Source organism: Bifidobacterium scardovii JCM 12489 = DSM 13734 (assembly GCF_001042635.1).
In the GTDB taxonomy this organism is placed as follows: Bacteria; Actinomycetota; Actinomycetes; order Actinomycetales; family Bifidobacteriaceae; genus Bifidobacterium; species Bifidobacterium scardovii.
The window spans coordinates 2532173-2550853 of record NZ_AP012331.1 but is presented as its reverse complement, the minus strand read 5'-3'; the positions used below and the strand labels follow the sequence as shown (position 1 = coordinate 2550853).

The following is an 18681-nucleotide window of genomic DNA, read 5'->3' as shown; positions in this document are numbered from 1 at the left end:
AAGTCGGATATATCATATTGAAAAAGGGAAGTAGGAGAGGAGAAGGACTTGCTTCATTTAGGATCCCGAAGGTTGTCAAGAATCAGGCTTGGCCGGATTGTTGCTCTGGCTGTGTCCGCGGCCATCTGCCTAACAGTGGGTATTGTGTCCCGAACCGCGTATGCGGAAGGGCCTGCTTTTCGGGCCGCTGCTCAAGTTTTTAAGTTGAGTGGTGAGAATGGTGCTGATAACGCCAAGGTTTTCTGGCAAAAAGTGAGTGGTGCGGATTCATATACGGTGTTCCGCAAGCAGGGTGACGCGCGCGTTGAAGTAGGCGCCACTTCAAGCGCGACTATGGATGACTACGGTCTGTCGGATGGCCAACAGTATGCATACGAGGTGCAGGCCAAGTCGGGGTCGTCCGTCATCGCAACTGCTTCCACCAACGATGTCGAGACTTTTACTCCGTCACAGACAACATTCACCCAAAACAATGTTGTACCTGCTCAACAGGTCTGGAATAATCCACTGGCAAAGCAGGATGTAGTATTCCCGACTACTCAGACCGGATCGACCGAAAACCCTTCCGATTGGAATCAGAGCAATCCCGAAACGGTGGTGACCGGAACGCAGTGCCCGGCTTTCAACCAACTGGTTACGTACTGGGGACGCCGTCATGTCAGCAACTGGGATCGTCGTGAAAGCACATTTAACTGGAACGATAACGATGGCGGCGGGCTCTCGATCACGCAGCGTGTCTCTTGGGATTTCTGGACACAGCTGAACAATACGCGGACGCATTTCCAGTGTGACACATCCTTTAAAGTGAAGGATTCGAAGACTGGTACGGATTGGAAACTCGCGAATGCGACTATGCAGCATGCTAACCGGACACGGAATACCGTAACTGGCGATGCGATATTGTATGGTCAGCTCAATAAGACGTTAGGGCTTTTGCTGGTTGATATCGATCCCGAGTCCGGAACTGTTAAGAGCTATTTCGCTGATCGGCCGTTGAATCAGGATGTTGGTGATTTGGCACTCTTCGTGGATGACGATAATACGGCGTATATCGTAGCTGCTGCACATAGCAATACCGATACAGTTCTGATTAAGCTGAATCGTGAGTGGAATGCTCCGTCTGAACTTGTGGCGACGCTCTTCCAAGGTGAAAAGCGTGAGGCTCCTGGAATCCAGAAGATCAATGGTAAATACTTCTTCTTTAGTTCGGGGGTGAGAGGCTGGTATCCGTCTCAAACGAAGTATGCTTATGCGGATTCAATAGCTGGCCCTTGGTCTCCGCTGCAGGAAATCGGCAATGCTTCGACCAATGATGCTCAATTTGGATGGCTTCGTACGGATTCAGGTACGAAACGTACTACGTATACCATAGTGGGACAGCATTGGGGTGCTAATAGAAATCCGCAGTCCGCACTGAAGAATGCGTGGAGAGTCTTCCCCATTGCGATGAACGTTACTTATGCTGATACTGCATGGTATCCGCAGGTTGATTTCGATAAGGAATACGGTGCGGTTCCCGTACAAATTGGTCGGAATCTGTCCCGGGGCCGCGTCGCGGTGGATTCCGAAAACGGCAATACTTTGGCATTGACCGATGGGATGGATTCAGAATCAAGTGGATATATCTCTCACACGAAGAGTCCTTATACGGTAACAGTGGATTTGGGCGTGTCGAGCGCCATAAGTGAAGTCGATTTCACCACACATTTAAATGATGACGCTTATACGAATTACAAGTATTCGTTGTCGGTCAGTCAGGATGGAACGAACTACAGCCAAGTCACGGATGGTTCGGCGAATACGTTCATGGGGTTTGTTCCGAATGCGTATTCGGGAACCGTTACAGGGCGGTACGTGCGACTTACTGTGAACAGTTGGGATGAAGTTTCGGATATATCCGGGTGGAATAAGCCTCTTGAAGGTTTGCAGGAGATCACTGTCTATGGGTCCAACTCTTCTCCCGCTATTCCTGAAGCCCCAGTCAATGTAACGCCTCCTTCCTATATGGTGACGTTTGATACGCGTGGAGGAAAGGCATATCCGGCAAAGTCTGTGAAATCCGGTGATCTGCTTGATCTTTCCAGCAGCCCGGAATGGACTGACCCGGCTCAGTATTCGTTCAATGGTTGGTCTCTGGACGCTGCCGGTACTCAGCCGATTGATCTGAAGACGTATCGTGTGAGTGGCGATGTCATCTTATTTGCTCAATGGACTTCTACTCGCCGATATACAGTGACGTTCGATGCCCAAGGTGGTGAGTCAGTTCCTGCGCAAGAGGTCAAGCAAGGCGACGCCGTTACCGTGCCGAAGGATCCGTCGCGTGTGGGCTATACGTTCGCCGGCTGGTCGTGGAGCAAGAGCTACTTGGACAAAGTTGATTTCAATGCGCTGCGTATTTGGAAGGATACGACGGTGTATGCGTCGTGGACCCGCAATTACACGGTTCGGTTTGATTCGAACGGTGGTAGTACTGTTCCGGATCAAACAGTAGTTCAGGATGGTCAGGTGTCGGTTCCGAAGGATCCGTCGCGTGTGGGCTATACGTTCGCCGGCTGGTCGTGGAGCAAGAGCTACCTGGACAAGGTTGATTTCAACGCGTTGCGCATCTGGCACGACGAAACGGTGTATGCGTCGTGGAGTAAATCCTCTAGGAGTTTGAGCCAATTTCCGGGAGTTGACAACAGTTATTTCAATTTGGATGAGAACTCGCCCTTTGCCCGCAGCGAGGGTATAGCAGGTATTCGATGAGATTCTTGTAGAATTACGAATATGATCGGATAAGAGGTGAATACATCCGAGGCTCTGGATGTATTCACCTCTTATCCGTAACTTTATTTAGGAGTATTTTAATGATGGGTCCTTTGCGTGTGGCTCAGGTCGTTGGCCGTATGACAGGTGGTGGTGTGGAGGCTACCGTGCTCAATCACTACCGTCATATTGATAGAAGTCAAGTTCAATTCGATTTTGTGGTGTTGGAGGACTCAACTGTAGTCCCGACTGATGAGATCACAGCGTTGGGCGGACGTGTTTTCTTTGTTCCGACGTATAAGAGGTTATCTCAATATCTACGAGAGTGCGAACGTTTATTCCGCGAGATTAGACCTGTCATTGTGCATTCTCATGTAAACGCATTAAGCGTTTTTCCTCTCATGGCTGCCAAACATGCTGCAGTACCAGTGAGAATCGCTCATAGCCATAGTACGAGTAATCCACGTGAGTATGCAAAAAATGCTGTAAAGACAGTTTTAAAGCCATTCGCGACGGTATATCCAACCCACTATGCTGCTTGTGCCATGCACACGGCACGATGGCTTTTTGGCAAGAAACTTGCTGACTCGGGGAAAGTTCGCATTATTCATAACGCGATTGATCCGAACGCGTTTCGCTTTAACAAGACTGTCCGTGATGTAGTACGGAAAGAACTCGGTGTTCAGCCTAATCAGCTTGTTATAGGTCAGATCGGTCGTCTGTGCTTTCAAAAGAATCCCCTGTTCACGCTAGACGTTTTTTCGAAATTATTACGTAAGCGGTCTGATGCCGTTCTTGTGTTTATTGGTGACGGTGAAATGCGTGAGCAGGTTGAAGCACGCATCCATGAACTTGGAATTGAGAATTCAGTACGGTTACTGGGTGTGAGGCAAGATGTCAGCAAGTTTTACCAAGCGCTTGATGTACTTATGTTTCCATCGACATATGAAGGACTCGGTATGGTCGCTGTTGAAGCACAGGCTGCGGGCTTGCCGGTGCTGGCTTCATCTTTCGTGCCGCAGGAGGTTGTTCTGATTCCAGAGCTTGTGGCATTTTTATCGCTCCGCGATTCTAACGGGTGGGTTAACGCCCTTGCCGCAGTTTCAGTGTCTGCGGAACATTCGAATGAGCAGACTCGTATTTGCCAATCAGGATACGACATTTCAGATAGCGCACGAGAATTGTGCGATTGGTACCTAACGCTTGCTGCTACTATTTCCTAGTAATAGCAAGTATATGCCGAAAACGGGAGATTGTACGATGCATAGATTACCACGCGTGGGGATAGTCACTTCCGGATATTTGCCAGTTCCCAATGTACTTGGTGGAGCTGTAGAAGCTTTGGACATGATGCTCTTACGAGAGAATGAGAGGCAATCTTCGTTCAATTTCACCGTATATTCCACTTGGACTGAGGGCGTTGAAGAAGAGTCAAAGAATTTTGATCATGCAAAGTTTGAGTTTGTCAAGACTCCTTGGTTCGTGAAGTTTGCGGATTCAGGCATTTATACATTTGCGAAATATGTGCTGCGTAAAAAGAAGTTGATGAGCTACCGGTATATAGCGCAGCGTTTATGGTATATCAGCAAGGTTGCCAAGAAGCTTTCTAATGAGGATCTTGACGCTGTTCTTATTGAAAATCATGCCACACTCTTTATGGTGATGAAGAAGTATGGGAACGCGAAAAGATACAAAGGAAGAGTGTATTATCACCTACATAATGAATTGACAGGTGGTTTCGGTTGCTTGGATGAGATATCTCAAGTGCATAAAGTTCTGGGAGTTTCCAGATTTATTGTCGATACGCTTGATGTTTTTCTCAAAAAAGAAACAGACTCGGGTTTGATTGAATCTCAGAAAGCAGTATGGAGAAACTGCGTCGATACCGAGAGATTCAATCCCAGCAATGAGTTGATTCAGCAGCGTGGCAAAGATTTTCGGGGAAAACTGGACATTCCAGAGGACGGCATAGTTCTTCTCTTTTCGGGACGATTGACTGAAGAGAAAGGTGCCAAGGAACTCTTGGAGGCTTTCCTGCTCGCCGATGCGCCTAATACGTTTCTGGTAATTGCAGGAGCATTCTTCTATAATTCGAATATTCAGAGTCCCTTTGAGCAAAAACTTGCTGAGATGGCTCAGCAGGCCAATGATAGAATACGGTTTACTGGATTTGTCGATTATGCGGATATGCCTGCTATATATGCAATGTCTGATATCTGCTGTCTGCCTTCAATATGGAATGATCCTGCACCGCTGGCCGTCATTGAGGCATTGGCTTCCGGTAGGCCTTTGATCACGACCAAGTCCGGAGGTATCCCTGAGTATGCTGACGATCAAGCAGCTGTGATTCTCAAAAAGGATGATAACATTGTTGCTAATATGGCAATCGCCATTAGAGATCTTGTGAATAATCCTTTAAAAAGGGAGAATATGGGATCTCGTGGAAGGTCATTGAGTGAAAATCTATCACCCTCTTCTTATTTAAGGCAATTTGTTGCCCAATTTAGAGATTAAAGTACTTTCTTTAAAATGACCATTTTGTAGAAGAAAGATCTAGCATTGACTCCTTATATAATACTTTTTACAATTCTGGCGATTTGTGCTGTTCTGTCATGGCTTATTTGTATAAGGAGTGCGCGGCTTCTCCTGCTTGCATTGCAATGTACGAGTATGGGGGTTATGACTGCTGGCCGCGGGCTAACAGTTGGTACAGATAATATTTCTTATTTTAATATATTTTCTTGGAGACAGTTATACGACTCACAGTATTGTCCGATGGAGTTTGGTTATTGTAGTTTAAATCGCGTCCTTGCGGATCATGGTTTCAGTTTTCAAATAATTTTTGTTATTGAGAGCATAGTTTTATATATGGCGATTTTTATTTTTACAAAAACTATGATCAAGGAATCAATGTGGTCTTTATTACCTCTCTTGTTCTTCACTCTTCAGCCTTTTTTTAATGCTCTAAACACGTCGCGACAATATTTTGCTCTTGGATTTGCTCTAATCGCATTTGTTCTTGCTTATAAAAAGAAATATATATTTAGCATAATTTGTTTTATTGTCGCATTCTCTATTCATTATGCCGTGGCTGCTGTTCTTTTGCTTGCAGTCCTCGTGCCCATGCTTCGATCCTCTTGGTCATCTACAGTGATATTAGGGGCGTATTTAGTTTCTTTTTTTGTTAGGATTATAGGTCCTGAAAAAGTAATGGGAATTTTTACTCATTTGATTTCAAAATATTCGCACTACGCATCGGGCAATCAATTTGATGCTATGGGATCCTTTCAATATATACTCTTTACTATTCTTATTCCTAATATTATTTTTGTTTTTTGTTTATTATTTGACTATTTTGTAAATAATAGAACAAGGAACAGTTTGTTATCTGATAAGGATATATCTATATTTCATTCGAGAGAGATACTTCTCGGAGGATCTCTTGCCTATGTTTGTCTCTTGAATGCTTTTGTCGGCAGTATGTCGCTTGCAAGGTTTGCTGATTTTTTTATTATATTCCTTATTTCTTATTTCTTATATGTACTGTCAAGCATGGATGATAAAAGATTGGTGATGTTTGTTGTGTTAGTGATTATAGTTACATCATTTATTTCTTGTTATTATTTTATTGGAATACGTGGTTATCAATCTGTGGTTCCGTATATTCTTATGGAATAGGTATACTTCCTACTTTTTTGGAGAAAAAATGTTTGACGATTCACCACTCGTTTCAATTGTTGTTCCAATATTTAAAGTTGAACAGTATCTGGATAAGTGTATTTATTCCATTGTTAATCAAAAGTATAAAAATATAGAAATAATATTGGTGGACGATGGCTCTCCTGATCGTTGCCCCGCTATGTGTGATGAATGGGAAAAACGTGATTTACGAATTTCTGTTATCCATAAAGATAATGGTGGATTATCCGATGCGCGTAATGCAGGGATAAGGTACGCCTCAGGAAAGTATGTGTATTGCGTTGATTCTGACGATGTTATAGATCCGTCATTGGTGCAGTGCGCTGTAGATACTGCTTGTAGATGGAATGCTGATGTTGTTATGTTTAAGTTTTCCTGTATGAAAGAAGATGGGACGGCTATCTCATCAGGTAATAATGATAATGGTTTTATTTATCCGGAATCTTGTTTTTCTTCAGAGCAAATACTCGAATGGATGTGGAAAGAGAAAATACCGAACTACGCTTGGTCTTTCCTCGCATTAAGGAGTATTTATGTAGGATCTTCGATCGACTATCCTAAAGATAGACTGATGGAAGATCTGGCAACAACATACAAGATCATTTCTTCTGCGAACAAAATTGCATTAATTAATGATTCATTATATTTTTATCGTATGCGGAGCGGATCTATTCTTGACAAAAAAAGTCCACAATTGGTTATGGATTATGTGACAAGTATTGAAGAAATAAGTAGATATTCTGAAGAGAATTATCCGTCATTATTCGTGACCCAGAATAATTGGGCGATTAAAAATCTATATACAAGCTTAATTTGGTCATACAATATCAAGAATCAATTTTCTGGTAATGACTATAAAATTACTAAGAAAAGAATTTTACGGATAATAAACGAGTATATAAAAAAAATACCTTTTAATGAAATTAGTGTTACAAACAAAATTGAATTTATTCTTTCCAAGTTTGGACTATTGGCAATGATGTCTGTGATTTCTCGTCATCGTCATGAAAATTAAGGATGAATATGAAGAATATGCTCGATACTGAAGTTGTGCATGTTGTCATTCCGATATATAACGTTTGTGATTATGTAGATGAATGCGTAGAAAGCATTGTTGATCAGTTGTACCGTAATCTGGATATCATACTTGTTGATGACGGATCAACAGACGGTAGTCAAGATTGTTGTGACAAATGGGCTCAGCACGATAAAAGAATCCGGGTCGTGCATCAGACCAACCAAGGTCTTTCTGCAGCTAGAAACACAGGATTAAAAATGATCAGCGATGGTTTTGTCTTTTTCATTGATTCTGATGATAAAATAACCTCATCGTACATGATTGGTTCCTGCGTAGAGAGAATGAAGAGAACTAAGCAAGATATTGTTTTCTTTGGATATCACGAGGGTACTTCTTTAGAAAATAGCGATTCCATACAATTAACTGACTCAGAAGAAATTGTTCCGGATTTGTTATTGAAAATAGCGAGTGCTCAAGTACATAGCTATGCTTGGCATTTTATGTCTAAAACAGCTTTATATAAGGATATTTCTTTTCCTGATGGTAGAATGGCAGAAGATCTGGCGACAACGTACAAGATCGTCGCGAGGGCAGAGCACGGATTGTTTGTTCCTGAGTGCTACTACTTCTATCGACAACGATCTGGATCGATTGTGCATAAAAAGACTTCGTATGATCATATTAAATACTATATGGATGAAATGGCTTCATATCATGAAATGATCGAGTTTCTTAAAGAATATGATCATAGTATTTATGTTGCCGGGTATAATGCTTTTCTTAAGCATTTTATTTCACACTTAGGTTTTGCCAAGCAAGCGGATGTCATTAAGTGGCTCAAAGACACTATTTGCAATGAATGTGTCAAGATGCCGTCAGATGTTATTGATAATAATAATAAATTTAAATTATTTTTAATAAAGTTGAGTCTATTTAGATTTATATTCAATTTTGTTGTTCCTTTGAAGAAAATGATTGTAAAACACTGATCAGGATATTGATATGAAGCCATTAGTAAGTATTATTGTTCCAGTTTTTAATGTTGAGAAGTTTCTTGATAAATGTATCAGTAGTATCGTTTCTCAGACATATTCTCATCTTGAAATCATTGTTGTTGATGACGGCTCCACGGACTCATCTCCTGAGAAATGCGATCAGTGGGCTGAAAAAGATGAGCGAATTAGAGTTTTGCATCAAGAAAACAAAGGATTACCTGGAGCAAGAGAGACTGGTGTTTGTTCTTCGACAGGTGAATATGTCTTGTTTGTTGACTCTGATGATTGGATTGCTGAGCGTTCGGTAGAGTTGCTTATGGAATGTGCTATATCCAGCAATGTAGATATAGTATATTTTGATTTTAATAGAGTTTCTGATATTGAAGATGTTTCTGTTCATAATGCAAGAGATGGTTTTCCTGATGAACGACGTGTGTCGGGTTCTGAAGCTCTTCAAATGTTATTGAACGGTAAATTAGGCTGGAATATTTGGAGAATGATGATCCGGTCTACAGTGTTTGAGAATTCTGATGTTGTCTTTCCCATTGGTGTGATGATGGGAGAGGACTTAGATCTTTCATATCAAGTTTTGGGTTATGCGAAGAGTGTATACTTTCTTCCTTATTCTTTATATTACTATTATGATCGACCATCATCTTCGGTGAACACTGTGACAATGAAGACTCGCGATAAGGCCATGTCTGATTTGATGATAGTTTATGGAAATTTGGAAAAATATATTGCATCATATTATCCTGAGTTTGTTAATTTATGTAATGCGATGGTTGTGACGCAGTTTTTTTCTTATTTGTCTGAAATTATTGCAAAAAGAGAAAATGACCCTTCTGTAAAAAGATGGAAAAATATGTTGAGATTGAGGATTCTACAGTATGGCCATGGCCTCTCTCTGATGGGTAAAAAGAATTTGATACGAATATTCGTTGTATGGTCCAAAATTTTATGGATACATCCTATTGCTTGTTTCTTCTACAAACGGGTTGAAAAGTCTCGATGAAGTTAATATATTCTTATCGTGTGATTGAGAAAAGTTGTAATGAGTGCTCATGGAGGGGAAATATGGCAATTTCTAGAGAAGGTTAGTGCTTCAAGATTTCCTATGTTGTGATAAGTTTTATATTAATATCATGACTATTCTTTAAATTTTTGACATTCAGAAAGATTTAATTCTTTTTCATAGTATTATTCTACGAAGAAATATTATGGGATGGCAAATTTTGATATTTTAATATAATATATATTATTTATCATATAGCGAGATGATCTTATTTGTAATATGAAAGGTTTTTATATGAAATATAGTAATGAAAAAAATTCTCAGATCATTGTTTCTCTATTGAAACAACATGGAGTTCGGAAGGTCATTGCTTCTCCCGGGTCTGCAAATATGGCCATTGTCGTAACTTTGCAGAACGATCCTTTCTTTGAAATATATTCCAGCGTAGATGAGCGTTCGGCGGCGTATATGGCTTGTGGTCTTGCTGAAACAAGTGGAGAGACGGTGGCGATTACCTGCACGGGTGCTACAGCTTCAAGAAACTATTTACCGGGACTTACCGAGGCGTACTATCGGAAACTGCCTGTTGTTGCTATTACGGCATTTCGTGGTGGTGCTGACATGATTGGACAACTTGTTCCGCAGAATATCGACAGGACGCAGATACAACATGATGTTGCACTGATATCTGTGGACGTGCCAGTTGTTAAAGATGAGGAAGATGCGTTATATGCGAATCGTCTGGTTAATCAGGCTCTTCTTGAAACAAAGCGACACGGCGGTGGTCCAGTACATATTAATGTTGCGGCATTATACGGTAACACTTTCTTTGATGGTGATGTGCCGAAATCAAGATGTATTCACCGGTACTACGCTCATGATGATTTTCCTGCAATCAAGCCGGATGTTAAAGTTGCGGTTTTCTGTGGTGCGATAACGAGGTTCACGGCTAAGGAGCAGCAGACGTTATCTGATTTTATTAAGAGCCATAATTCTGTTGTACTTTGTGATCATTCCGTGAACTATTGTGGAGAGGGAAAAGTTCTTTCTTCCTTGGTTAGTGAGAATGCTACCAATCCAGATTTGTATCCGGATCTCATTATCCATATTGGTGAGGTTTCTGGCGATTATCCTACAATGGGAGTTCTGCAATCTTCTGGCGCAGAAGTATGGAGAGTCTCTGAAGATGGCGAGATCCGTGATTATTTTGGTCGTCTTACTAATGTATTCGAATGTTCTCTGTCGGATTTCTTTGGACAATACGATTCTTCGTTGTCAAGTACGCATGATTATTACAATGCATGGGCACGCCGCCGCAAAGAATTAGTTTCGTGGATGCCTGAGTTCCCCTACTCGCATCGTTGGATTGCTCAGAAGACCTCATTGCTGATTCCAGATAATTCTATTCTGCATTTTGCAATCTTAAATAGTCTAAGAACTTGGAACTGTTTTGAACTTCCAGAGCATGTTCGGTGCTTCTGCAATACCGGTGGATTCGGTATTGATGGGGCTATTTCAACGATGTTGGGTTCAGCTTTGGCTGATCCTGGTAAGCTGAATATATTAGTTACCGGCGATTTGGCTTTCTTCTATGATATGAACGCATTGGGTAACCGACATGTATTAAACAATGTGAGGATACTCTTGATTAATAATGGGACAGGTGGGGAGTTTCATATGCCATACTCTTCTGGCAGTGCCCTCGGAGATACTATCGATCCATATGTTGCGGCAACGGGGCATTACCAGTGGAAGTCGTATGATGAGTATGCAGTAAAACCATCATCATCACCGGCAGGACAGTGGGCTGAATCGCTCGGCTTCACGTATATTGCAGCGCATAGCAAATCAGATTTCGAACAAAGTATCAGCGATTTCTTGGATACGAATAGTAAGACTCCGATACTCATGGAATGCTTCACATTCATTGATGATGATGCTTTAGCCGCAAAAATGATTGGTGACCTTGATCCGACCCAGAGGAAAAAGCAAGAAATTCGTGCCACTGTCAAAAAGATGCTTCCCAAGGGAGTTCTTGAGACAATCAAGCATATTAAAAAGTAAGGTAGTGCCCGGATTCTTGCGCACTTTGGTCTTCGCCCGTTCCTGTGGCGGTGATCAGTGCGCTGCTGGTACGTTCTCACCGAGTCTTGACATGTCGAGGTAGCGTCGTGTCGACCATTCGTTGGAGGTCACGTAGCGGATGCGCGCGCATATGAGCATGAGCGCGCTGCGTCCGTCGGGGAAGCTGCCGACCACGCGCGTGCGCCGGCGGATCTCGCGGTTGAGGCGTTCGATCATGTTGTTCGTGCGGATGCGGCGGCGATGCTCGCGGGGGTAGCCGTCGAGCAGGTAGGTCGTGGTCTCGCCGATGCCCTCACGAAGGCATTCGGCGGCCTCCCCCGAGCTTCCTCGAATCCATCTCCTCGGCGACGGATTCCGCCTTCTCCAGCGCCTTGCCGCGGGTCTCCATGGAGAACACGGCCTTCAGGGCGTCCGCGGCCCAATCCCTGTTCCCGGGGTTGACCCTGGCAAGGATGTTGCGCTCGAAGTGCACCATGCACCGCTGATGACGCGCCCCGGGCAGCAATTCGCCCACGGCGGCGACCAGCCCCGCACACCGGTCTCCCGTCACCAATCGCACGCCCCTCAACCCTCGTGCGAGCATGCCTTTGATGAACGAGCGCCAGCTTTCCGCGTCCTCCTTCATGCCCTCCGCCACCGAAAGCACCTCGCGCCGCCCGTCGGCACCGACGCCGATGGCCACCAGCACGCTCACGTTCTCCACGCTGCCTCCCCAGCAGCGCTTGTGCCACACGCCGTCCATGAACACGTACGCATACTCCTGTTCCAACGGACGCTCCCGCCATGCGTCAATGTCCGCGTACACCTTCCTGAGCTTGTCGCTCAGGGTCTGCGAGGGCATGCGATCGCCCCACAACAACTGGGCGACATCATCGACCTGCCGGGTGCTCACGCCGGCCAGGTACATGTCGATCAGCGCCTCCCCGGGCGCTCTCCTCACGGCGCCGGTAGCGTTCGATCACCGCCGACTCGAACACCGCCCCTTTCAGTTTCGGTACTTTGAGGCTCATCTTGCCGGCCTTGACGGTCAGGTCCCGCCCGTAGTGGCCGGCCCGGTACGCCTTCCGCTTCCCGCTGCGCTCGTATCGGGCGGCGCCGGTGATCTCGTAGGCCTGAAGCGTCGGGCATCGCGTTCAACGTCTCCTCGACGCTTTTGCGGACCATCCGGTCCAGGGTGGTCTCCAACATGGCCTGGTCGACCTGTAGAATCTGCTGTGACATGGCTTCGTGCCCTCGTTTCCAATCGCGATTTGTTTTGTTTGGCGACAGAAAATCGTACACAGGACACGGGCCATGCCCTATTCCAAGCCCTCAACCAATTTGCGCAAAAAATCGGACGTTATCAAAAGTAAATTTACCGAATAATAAATGCGCTCTCATTTTAGAAAGTGAGAGCGCATTTTATTATGGGATACTATAAATTGCTTTGCTAATGGAAGAACTTCAAAAATACTCAAAATGAGCAGGAGTATGAAAGTAATAATTGAAAAAATCGTATAATTAGGAATCTGCGCGGATACTATTACTGTTTGTGAAACAAGAAGCAGAATAGAGGGTAATACGATTTTTCCATTTACCTGGATGTCAAGAACTTTAGATGAAAGGAAAACTCGACTGATCAACATAACAATATTACTGATAATCATAGCCAGCGCAGCGCCGTACAATCCGTATGGGTAGATGAAAAGCGCTGTAAAAACGATTACTGCAATAGCGGAGATAACAGTTGTCCAGAAGAGCATGGATGTTTTCATCGCAGTTGTGAAGACGGTTCCATAGAATCCTGCTAAAACATTAAAGAAGAACGCTAAGATGAGTAGTGGGATCAAAGGCCAAGCAGTATAGAATTGCTTTTGCAGTAATATCGAAGCAATGAAGGGAGTAAGCGCGATAATCAATGAAGCAAAAAGAGTACAAATAATTCTAAATACCATAAAAATATTTGAGAAAAACTTAGTGATTCCTGTTGTCTTATATTCTTGAAAAGCTGATAAACTCCAAGCTTGCCAAAATGTAGAAGATACAAGATTCATGACATTAGGTATTTTACTTGCTGCTGCGAATAGACCGGATGCTCCGATGCCGAGGACAGAGGTAATGAAGAAACGGTTGATGCTTGTTCCAGCCCACCAGAAAATTGCATTCGGAATTAATGGAAAAGAATAGATAAGCATTCGCTCAAGATATTTGTCCTTCTTAAGCGAGGGGAATCTTATGTATCTATAAACCTTGCCAGCAAAGACAAAGAGTATAATAGAAACAAAACCACCCAAAGATAGAGAGTAGAAGTATCCGTCAACCTTGAACCTGAGAAGACCTATTAAAATTCCAGCAGAGGCAGCAGATACCAGCGAAGAGATAATTGAAGTCCAAGTGATTAATTTGATTTGATTAAGACCACGTGCTGTGTTGCTAAAGAAGCTTGAGAAGAGGGTGATTACAAAGTATATAAAGAAAAGGCCCTTATAATCACCGAGCCCACCGAAAATATCTAAATCAAGAACGGGAAGCAAGGCTGCAGAAATTAGGCAGCCGACACAACTTATCCAAAAACCTATCGTGATATATTTTTGGGCATTCTTTTTGTCATCGATAATAAATCGTACAACAGAATCATTAATTGATGCAACGACAACAGGAGAGATCAATCCTGCGACTGTCAATGACATATCTGTAATGCCATATTCCTGGGTTGAAAGAAAATATGTGTATAAGGGAATCAGGAAGAAAGTAATTAACTTAGTTGAGACAGCGTTTATTGTGAATAATCCGATATTTACCAAAAGAGTTTTATATTTATTCATATCTTATGTATTTAGTTTGATGTACGTAAATGAGATATTAAGAATACCTTATGAGAGAGCTTCCTTGAGATAATGAATCGAATATATCCGCATTTCAGATAGTTTCTTTTGCACGCTATCCCAATCGGCGGATATCGGATCAAACGCTGATTCGAATTGATCATTCACCAAATGATCAGAAATGTGCAATTCAGAAAGGAGATAAGCCATTCGCGATGTTGCCTTATCCTTTCCATATGTAATGAATTTCTTTTCAAAGAGGATCGAGAAGACAGTAGCATGAAAAGAGTTAGAGACAACATATTCAGCATCATCGATTAACTTTAGAAACATACTAGGCGAGATTCCAAAGAGATTAATGGATGGTGATGAATAATTAATTGCCTTGCGTGAGATATAAACTATGATAAGATTATGACGTCGCGCTAAATTATCAACATATTTGCGCATTGAATTATTAGGCCATAACGTATATGCAAAGATAAACTTTTTATTGCGTATTTTGCTTGGCAGATTATCTGTTTCAATAGATGTGTATTGAGATTTTTCCAACAAAAGGGTTGGATCTACTACAACATTTATCGGATTCTTGGTCAACGGTTGAAATAGACTGACAGTGTTTGCTTCTCTTACGGAGAGAGAATTAAAATCATCAAGCAATGATGAAAGTTGTGATTTTACTGACGAATTAAAGAATTCTGATTTGAAATGGGTCTGAGCCAAACTTGGGGCGTATGCAATTTTCTTGCAACCTGGAGCCGCGAAATCAAGGAAAAAAGGACCCACAATTCCACGTGTACAATCAAGATTCCAGATCTGATCGCTGCCGCAGATCAGTGCGTCGAATGAAGAAGCATCCTTCTTCAGTTCTTCTTCTGCGTTCTTCCCTTGATATCGATTAGGAGTTATATCGAGGTGTTGATTTATGAATTTCTCAAAATTTCTATATCTCTTAAAATTACGAGGGAAAAAGACTATATTCGATAGTGCTCTATGTAGCCGTTGAGAGTCGCCGGTGGCAAAGAGTCGGTATTGGTCAAAATCATCTCCTCTGTAGTCAATCACATGAGTGTCATGCCCCAGTGATTTCAAGTATTCTTTCAAGGCATAAGCCTGTAGCGCTGAGCCATAGTTATATGCACTATGGAATGTAATTGTACCAATCCGCATCGTTATTAGACTTTCCCAATCAACAATCTATGTGTACTCATATACATCATATATACTATTCCATGTATTGGATAGCATCTAGACCTTCATTGATGGTTTTGGTGAAAATCATCGATTACTCAGATTGGGGAACTATGGTCAAGGGGTATGCATAGAAGCAGCGGCTGTGGTGCAACGCAAATCCTTTGAAGTTCTCCAGGGGATGGTACATTACTGTATTATGTGTGAGATTTCCGGAAGAATGAGGAAGCCCATTGAATGTAAGTGATTTACTGCAGGTGCTGCGCAAGCACATCATATCTGCGATCATCTCTTTTGTCGTTGTGTTTGGTGTAGTGGCCGGTGTTACGTTTCTGATGCCCCCGAAGTACACTGCAACTGCTGAACTTTTCGCAACGTATGCCGGTACTTCCGGGGAAACGCAAAATACTACAGAAATGTCTTCTGGAGCATCGTATCTCTCCACGCAAATTAAGACGTATCCTGAGCTGGTCAAGACCGAGTCGGTACTTGATCCGGTCATTGATGAACTCGGTTTGGATATGACCCCGGAAGCTCTGGCCGAAGCGGTTACTGCGACCAATCCGACCAGTACATATATGATCGATATTTCTGCAGAGGTGGGAGATCCTCAGCAAGCCGCTGACATCGCCAACAGTGTCGCGAAGAACCTTTCACAACAGATTTCCTCGGACCTGTATACCAATGGTCAGGGTAAGTCCCCGATTTCGTTGTCTGTCGTGCAGAAGGCAAAGGTTCCGACGAGTAAAAGCTCCCCCAAGGTGCCGATGTTCCTTGCGGCTGGCTTTGTGCTTGGTGTCATCATCGCCATCGGCGTTGCACTGCTCAAGGATATCCTCAACACAAAGGTCGACTCCTCCGATGATGTGCGTGAATTGACCCGTGCTTCCTCTCTCGGCTCCGTTCCTCTATCGGATACCCTGGACGATAATCGTCCGATCGTGGTAGCCCAGCCCGCCAGCAGCGAGGCTGAGGAATTCCGCCGCGTCCGCACCAACCTCTCCTTCCTCGCCACTACGCCCGGCCAGCATGGTCGTCTGCTGGTGATCACCTCCACCGATCCGTCCGAAGGCAAGACCACTGTTTCTGCCAATGTCGCCGTGGCCTTGGCTGAGGAGGGCAAGAGTGTGTTGCTCGTCGACGCTGATCTGCGTCATCCGTCGGTGGCTCCCAAGCTCGGCATCGAAGGCCACGTCGGTCTGTCGCATGTACTGTCCGGGCAGGCGTCTCCCAAGGACGTCATCCAGAAGTATTGGAAGCCGAATCTGCATGTGCTGCCCGCCGGCAAGCGTCCGGCGAATGCCAGTATTCTGCTCAACTCGGATATCATGCGCGAGCTGATTGACCAGGCGCTCACCCAGTACGATTACGTGATCATCGATACCACGCCGCTGTCTGTTGCCGGCGACGCCACGCTGTTCGGCCGTATGGCCGGCGGCTTGGTGCTGGTGACCGGTAAGGGCGTTGTGGAGAAGAAGGAGCTGCAGTCCACGGTCGAGTCGCTCAAGACCGCCGAGGTGCCGATCCTTGGCTTCATCTTCAACTTCGCCGATCCGAAGAAGATTCACTCCGGTAATTACTACTATTACTACGGCGAGGAGAACAACAAGAAGGGCGGTAAGAACAGGCGCAACCGGAAGAAGCGCCGTTAGTTCGGAAGCCTTGCCTATCGAACAATGAATCCGTGGTCGACAATGGCGTCGCCACGGATTTTTGTTTATGCTGTGAATCATGACAGAAGAGATTTTCACCCCCAAGAACATCATCGTGACCGGTGGCTGCGGCTTTATCGGTTCGAATTTCGTGCACTACGTGTACAACAATCATCCCGACGTGCATGTCACCGTGCTGGACGCCCTGACGTATGCGGGCAATCTCGAGAACATCAGGGGCATTCTCGGGGATCGTGTCGAGTTCGTGCACGGCAACATCTGCGATGCGGAGCTGCTCGACAGACTGGTGCCCGGCCACGACGCGATCGTGCACTACGCGGCCGAATCCCACAACGACAATTCCATAGCGAACCCCGAACCGTTCCTGAAGACGAACGTGGAGGGCACGTTCCGCCTGCTGGAGGCCGCGCGCAAGTACGACGTGCGCTACCACCACGTTTCCACCGACGAGGTGTACGGCGATCTGGCGCTGGATGATCCGGCGAAGTTCACCGAGGAGACCCCGTATCATCCGTCGAGCCCGTATTCGTCGACGAAGGCGAGCTCGGACCTGCTGGTGCGCGCATGGCATCGTACTTTCGGGGTGCGCATGACCATCTCGAACTGCAGCAACAATTACGGCCCGTACCAGCATGTGGAGAAGTTCATTCCCCGGCAGATCACGAACATCCTCGAAGGGATCCGGCCGAAGCTGTACGGCGACGGACTGAACGTGCGCGACTGGATCCATACGGAGGATCACAGTTCCGCGGTGTGGACGATCCTGACGAAGGGCCGTCTCGGCGAGACCTATCTGATCGGCGCGAACGGGGAACGCAACAACATCACCGTATTGCGCGACATCCTGACGGTGATGGGCCGGGATCCCGATGATTTCGACTGGGTGAGGGATCGCCCGGGTCATGACCGTCGTTATGCGATCGATTCGACCAAGTTGCGGACCGAACTGGGATGGCGTCCTACGCACACTGATTTCCAGAAGGGTTTGGAGAAGACCATCGCCTGGTACACCGAGAACCGCGCGTGGTGGGAACCCGCCAAGGCCGCAACCGAAGCACGATACAAACAACAGGGGCAATGAACCGCATAACGTCACGTGGACAATAGGGCTTAGACTTGTGTCATATGGACAGTGAGACACCGCTGCGCGCGACGATGATCACGAACTTCGATTCCACCGAACAGCGGCAGGAGTGGAACGACATCGTACAAGACTGCCCCGCATACCCTCGGATCGTAGGCTGTGGTGCCGGACCAATACGTATTGTCCCTGCGAGCGAATGCTGAACGACTACACCAGAATCGCTACGTATTTTGCCGGCATCGTGCGTACTGCATATATGTACTGTCCCACGGTCATGCTGACCGACGCCCAGCTGCTGGATGGGATGTTTTTTCCTGTCACTGGGCCCCGCTGCGGTCAACGGCGTATTGGGAAAGTCACACGGTGATG

The 18681-nt window shown here is 45.0% G+C and carries 12 protein-coding genes and 1 pseudogene; 10 read left to right on the top strand and 3 right to left on the bottom strand.

What is annotated here, in order from left to right; translation table 11 throughout:
- Positions 1–72: 72 nt before the first annotated feature.
- The 8 genes from BBSC_RS13475 to BBSC_RS13440 all read left to right on the top strand — a co-directional run bounded on the left by BBSC_RS13475 (position 73) and on the right by BBSC_RS13440 (position 11539).
- Positions 73–2748 carry an InlB B-repeat-containing protein gene (locus BBSC_RS13475; RefSeq protein WP_156182679.1) on the top strand — a complete coding sequence of 892 codons (2676 nt, stop codon included), beginning with the start codon at positions 73–75 and terminating at the stop codon, positions 2746–2748.
- A 101-nt stretch (positions 2749–2849) separates the two neighbouring features.
- Entirely contained in the window at positions 2850–3971 is a 1122-nt protein-coding gene (locus BBSC_RS13470) for a glycosyltransferase family 1 protein (RefSeq protein ID WP_081893102.1), read from the top strand.
- A gap of 55 nt (positions 3972–4026) precedes the next feature.
- Positions 4027–5262: a glycosyltransferase family 4 protein gene (locus tag BBSC_RS13465; protein ID WP_231649013.1), complete on the top strand. Its 1236-nt coding sequence runs from the start codon at positions 4027–4029 to the stop codon at positions 5260–5262.
- Between the two features lie 45 nt (positions 5263–5307).
- Positions 5308–6426: an EpsG family protein gene (locus BBSC_RS13460; RefSeq protein WP_152600889.1), complete on the top strand. Its 1119-nt coding sequence runs from the start codon at positions 5308–5310 to the stop codon at positions 6424–6426.
- 28 nt (positions 6427–6454) lie between these two features.
- Entirely contained in the window at positions 6455–7462 is a 1008-nt protein-coding gene (locus tag BBSC_RS13455) for a glycosyltransferase family 2 protein (RefSeq protein ID WP_081893100.1), read from the top strand.
- Between the two features lie 8 nt (positions 7463–7470).
- Positions 7471–8454 (top strand): glycosyltransferase family 2 protein, encoded by a 984-nt coding sequence (locus BBSC_RS13450; protein WP_161787667.1) that lies wholly within the window; start codon positions 7471–7473, stop codon positions 8452–8454.
- A 13-nt stretch (positions 8455–8467) separates the two neighbouring features.
- A complete protein-coding gene (locus tag BBSC_RS13445; protein WP_081893098.1) occupies positions 8468–9475 on the top strand; it encodes a glycosyltransferase family 2 protein in 1008 nt (335 codons plus the stop codon).
- A 294-nt stretch (positions 9476–9769) separates the two neighbouring features.
- Entirely contained in the window at positions 9770–11539 is a 1770-nt protein-coding gene (locus tag BBSC_RS13440; RefSeq protein ID WP_231649014.1) for a thiamine pyrophosphate-binding protein, read from the top strand.
- Between the two features lie 54 nt (positions 11540–11593).
- On the opposite strand, the pseudogene BBSC_RS13435 reads toward BBSC_RS13440, so the two are convergent.
- The 3 genes and pseudogenes from BBSC_RS13435 to BBSC_RS13425 all read right to left on the bottom strand — a co-directional run bounded on the left by BBSC_RS13435 (position 11594) and on the right by BBSC_RS13425 (position 15534).
- Positions 11594–12781, bottom strand: a pseudogene (locus BBSC_RS13435) (IS256 family transposase).
- A 155-nt stretch (positions 12782–12936) separates the two neighbouring features.
- Complete coding sequence (locus BBSC_RS13430; protein WP_081893021.1) at positions 12937–14364, bottom strand: oligosaccharide flippase family protein; 1428 nt, start codon at positions 14362–14364, stop codon at positions 12937–12939.
- A 48-nt stretch (positions 14365–14412) separates the two neighbouring features.
- A complete protein-coding gene (locus tag BBSC_RS13425) occupies positions 14413–15534 on the bottom strand; it encodes a polysaccharide pyruvyl transferase family protein (RefSeq protein ID WP_081893022.1) in 1122 nt (373 codons plus the stop codon).
- Between the two features lie 254 nt (positions 15535–15788).
- Between BBSC_RS13425 and BBSC_RS10365 the strand changes: the two genes are divergently transcribed.
- Positions 15789–17207 (top strand): polysaccharide biosynthesis tyrosine autokinase, encoded by a 1419-nt coding sequence (locus tag BBSC_RS10365; RefSeq protein WP_033520044.1) that lies wholly within the window; start codon positions 15789–15791, stop codon positions 17205–17207.
- Between the two features lie 79 nt (positions 17208–17286).
- Positions 17287–18309, top strand: a complete 1023-nt coding sequence (rfbB, locus tag BBSC_RS10360) for a dTDP-glucose 4,6-dehydratase (RefSeq protein ID WP_034535491.1) — start codon at positions 17287–17289, stop codon at positions 18307–18309.
- Positions 18310–18681 lie beyond the last annotated feature (372 nt).

What these genes read in the sequence shown, in the direction of transcription:
- BBSC_RS13440 (WP_231649014.1), top strand. Translation starts at nt 9,770, where the DNA reads ATGAAATATAGTAATGAAAAAAATTCTCAGATCATTGTTTCTCTATTG.
- BBSC_RS13470 (WP_081893102.1), top strand. Translation starts at nt 2,850, where the DNA reads ATGATGGGTCCTTTGCGTGTGGCTCAGGTCGTTGGCCGTATGACAGGT.
- BBSC_RS13430 (WP_081893021.1), bottom strand. Translation starts at nt 14,364, where the DNA reads ATGAATAAATATAAAACTCTTTTGGTAAATATCGGATTATTCACAATA.
- BBSC_RS13445 (WP_081893098.1), top strand. Translation starts at nt 8,468, where the DNA reads ATGAAGCCATTAGTAAGTATTATTGTTCCAGTTTTTAATGTTGAGAAG.
- BBSC_RS13425 (WP_081893022.1), bottom strand. Translation starts at nt 15,534, where the DNA reads ATGCGGATTGGTACAATTACATTCCATAGTGCATATAACTATGGCTCA.
- rfbB (WP_034535491.1), top strand. Translation starts at nt 17,287, where the DNA reads ATGACAGAAGAGATTTTCACCCCCAAGAACATCATCGTGACCGGTGGC.
- BBSC_RS13450 (WP_161787667.1), top strand. Translation starts at nt 7,471, where the DNA reads ATGAAGAATATGCTCGATACTGAAGTTGTGCATGTTGTCATTCCGATA.
- BBSC_RS13455 (WP_081893100.1), top strand. Translation starts at nt 6,455, where the DNA reads ATGTTTGACGATTCACCACTCGTTTCAATTGTTGTTCCAATATTTAAA.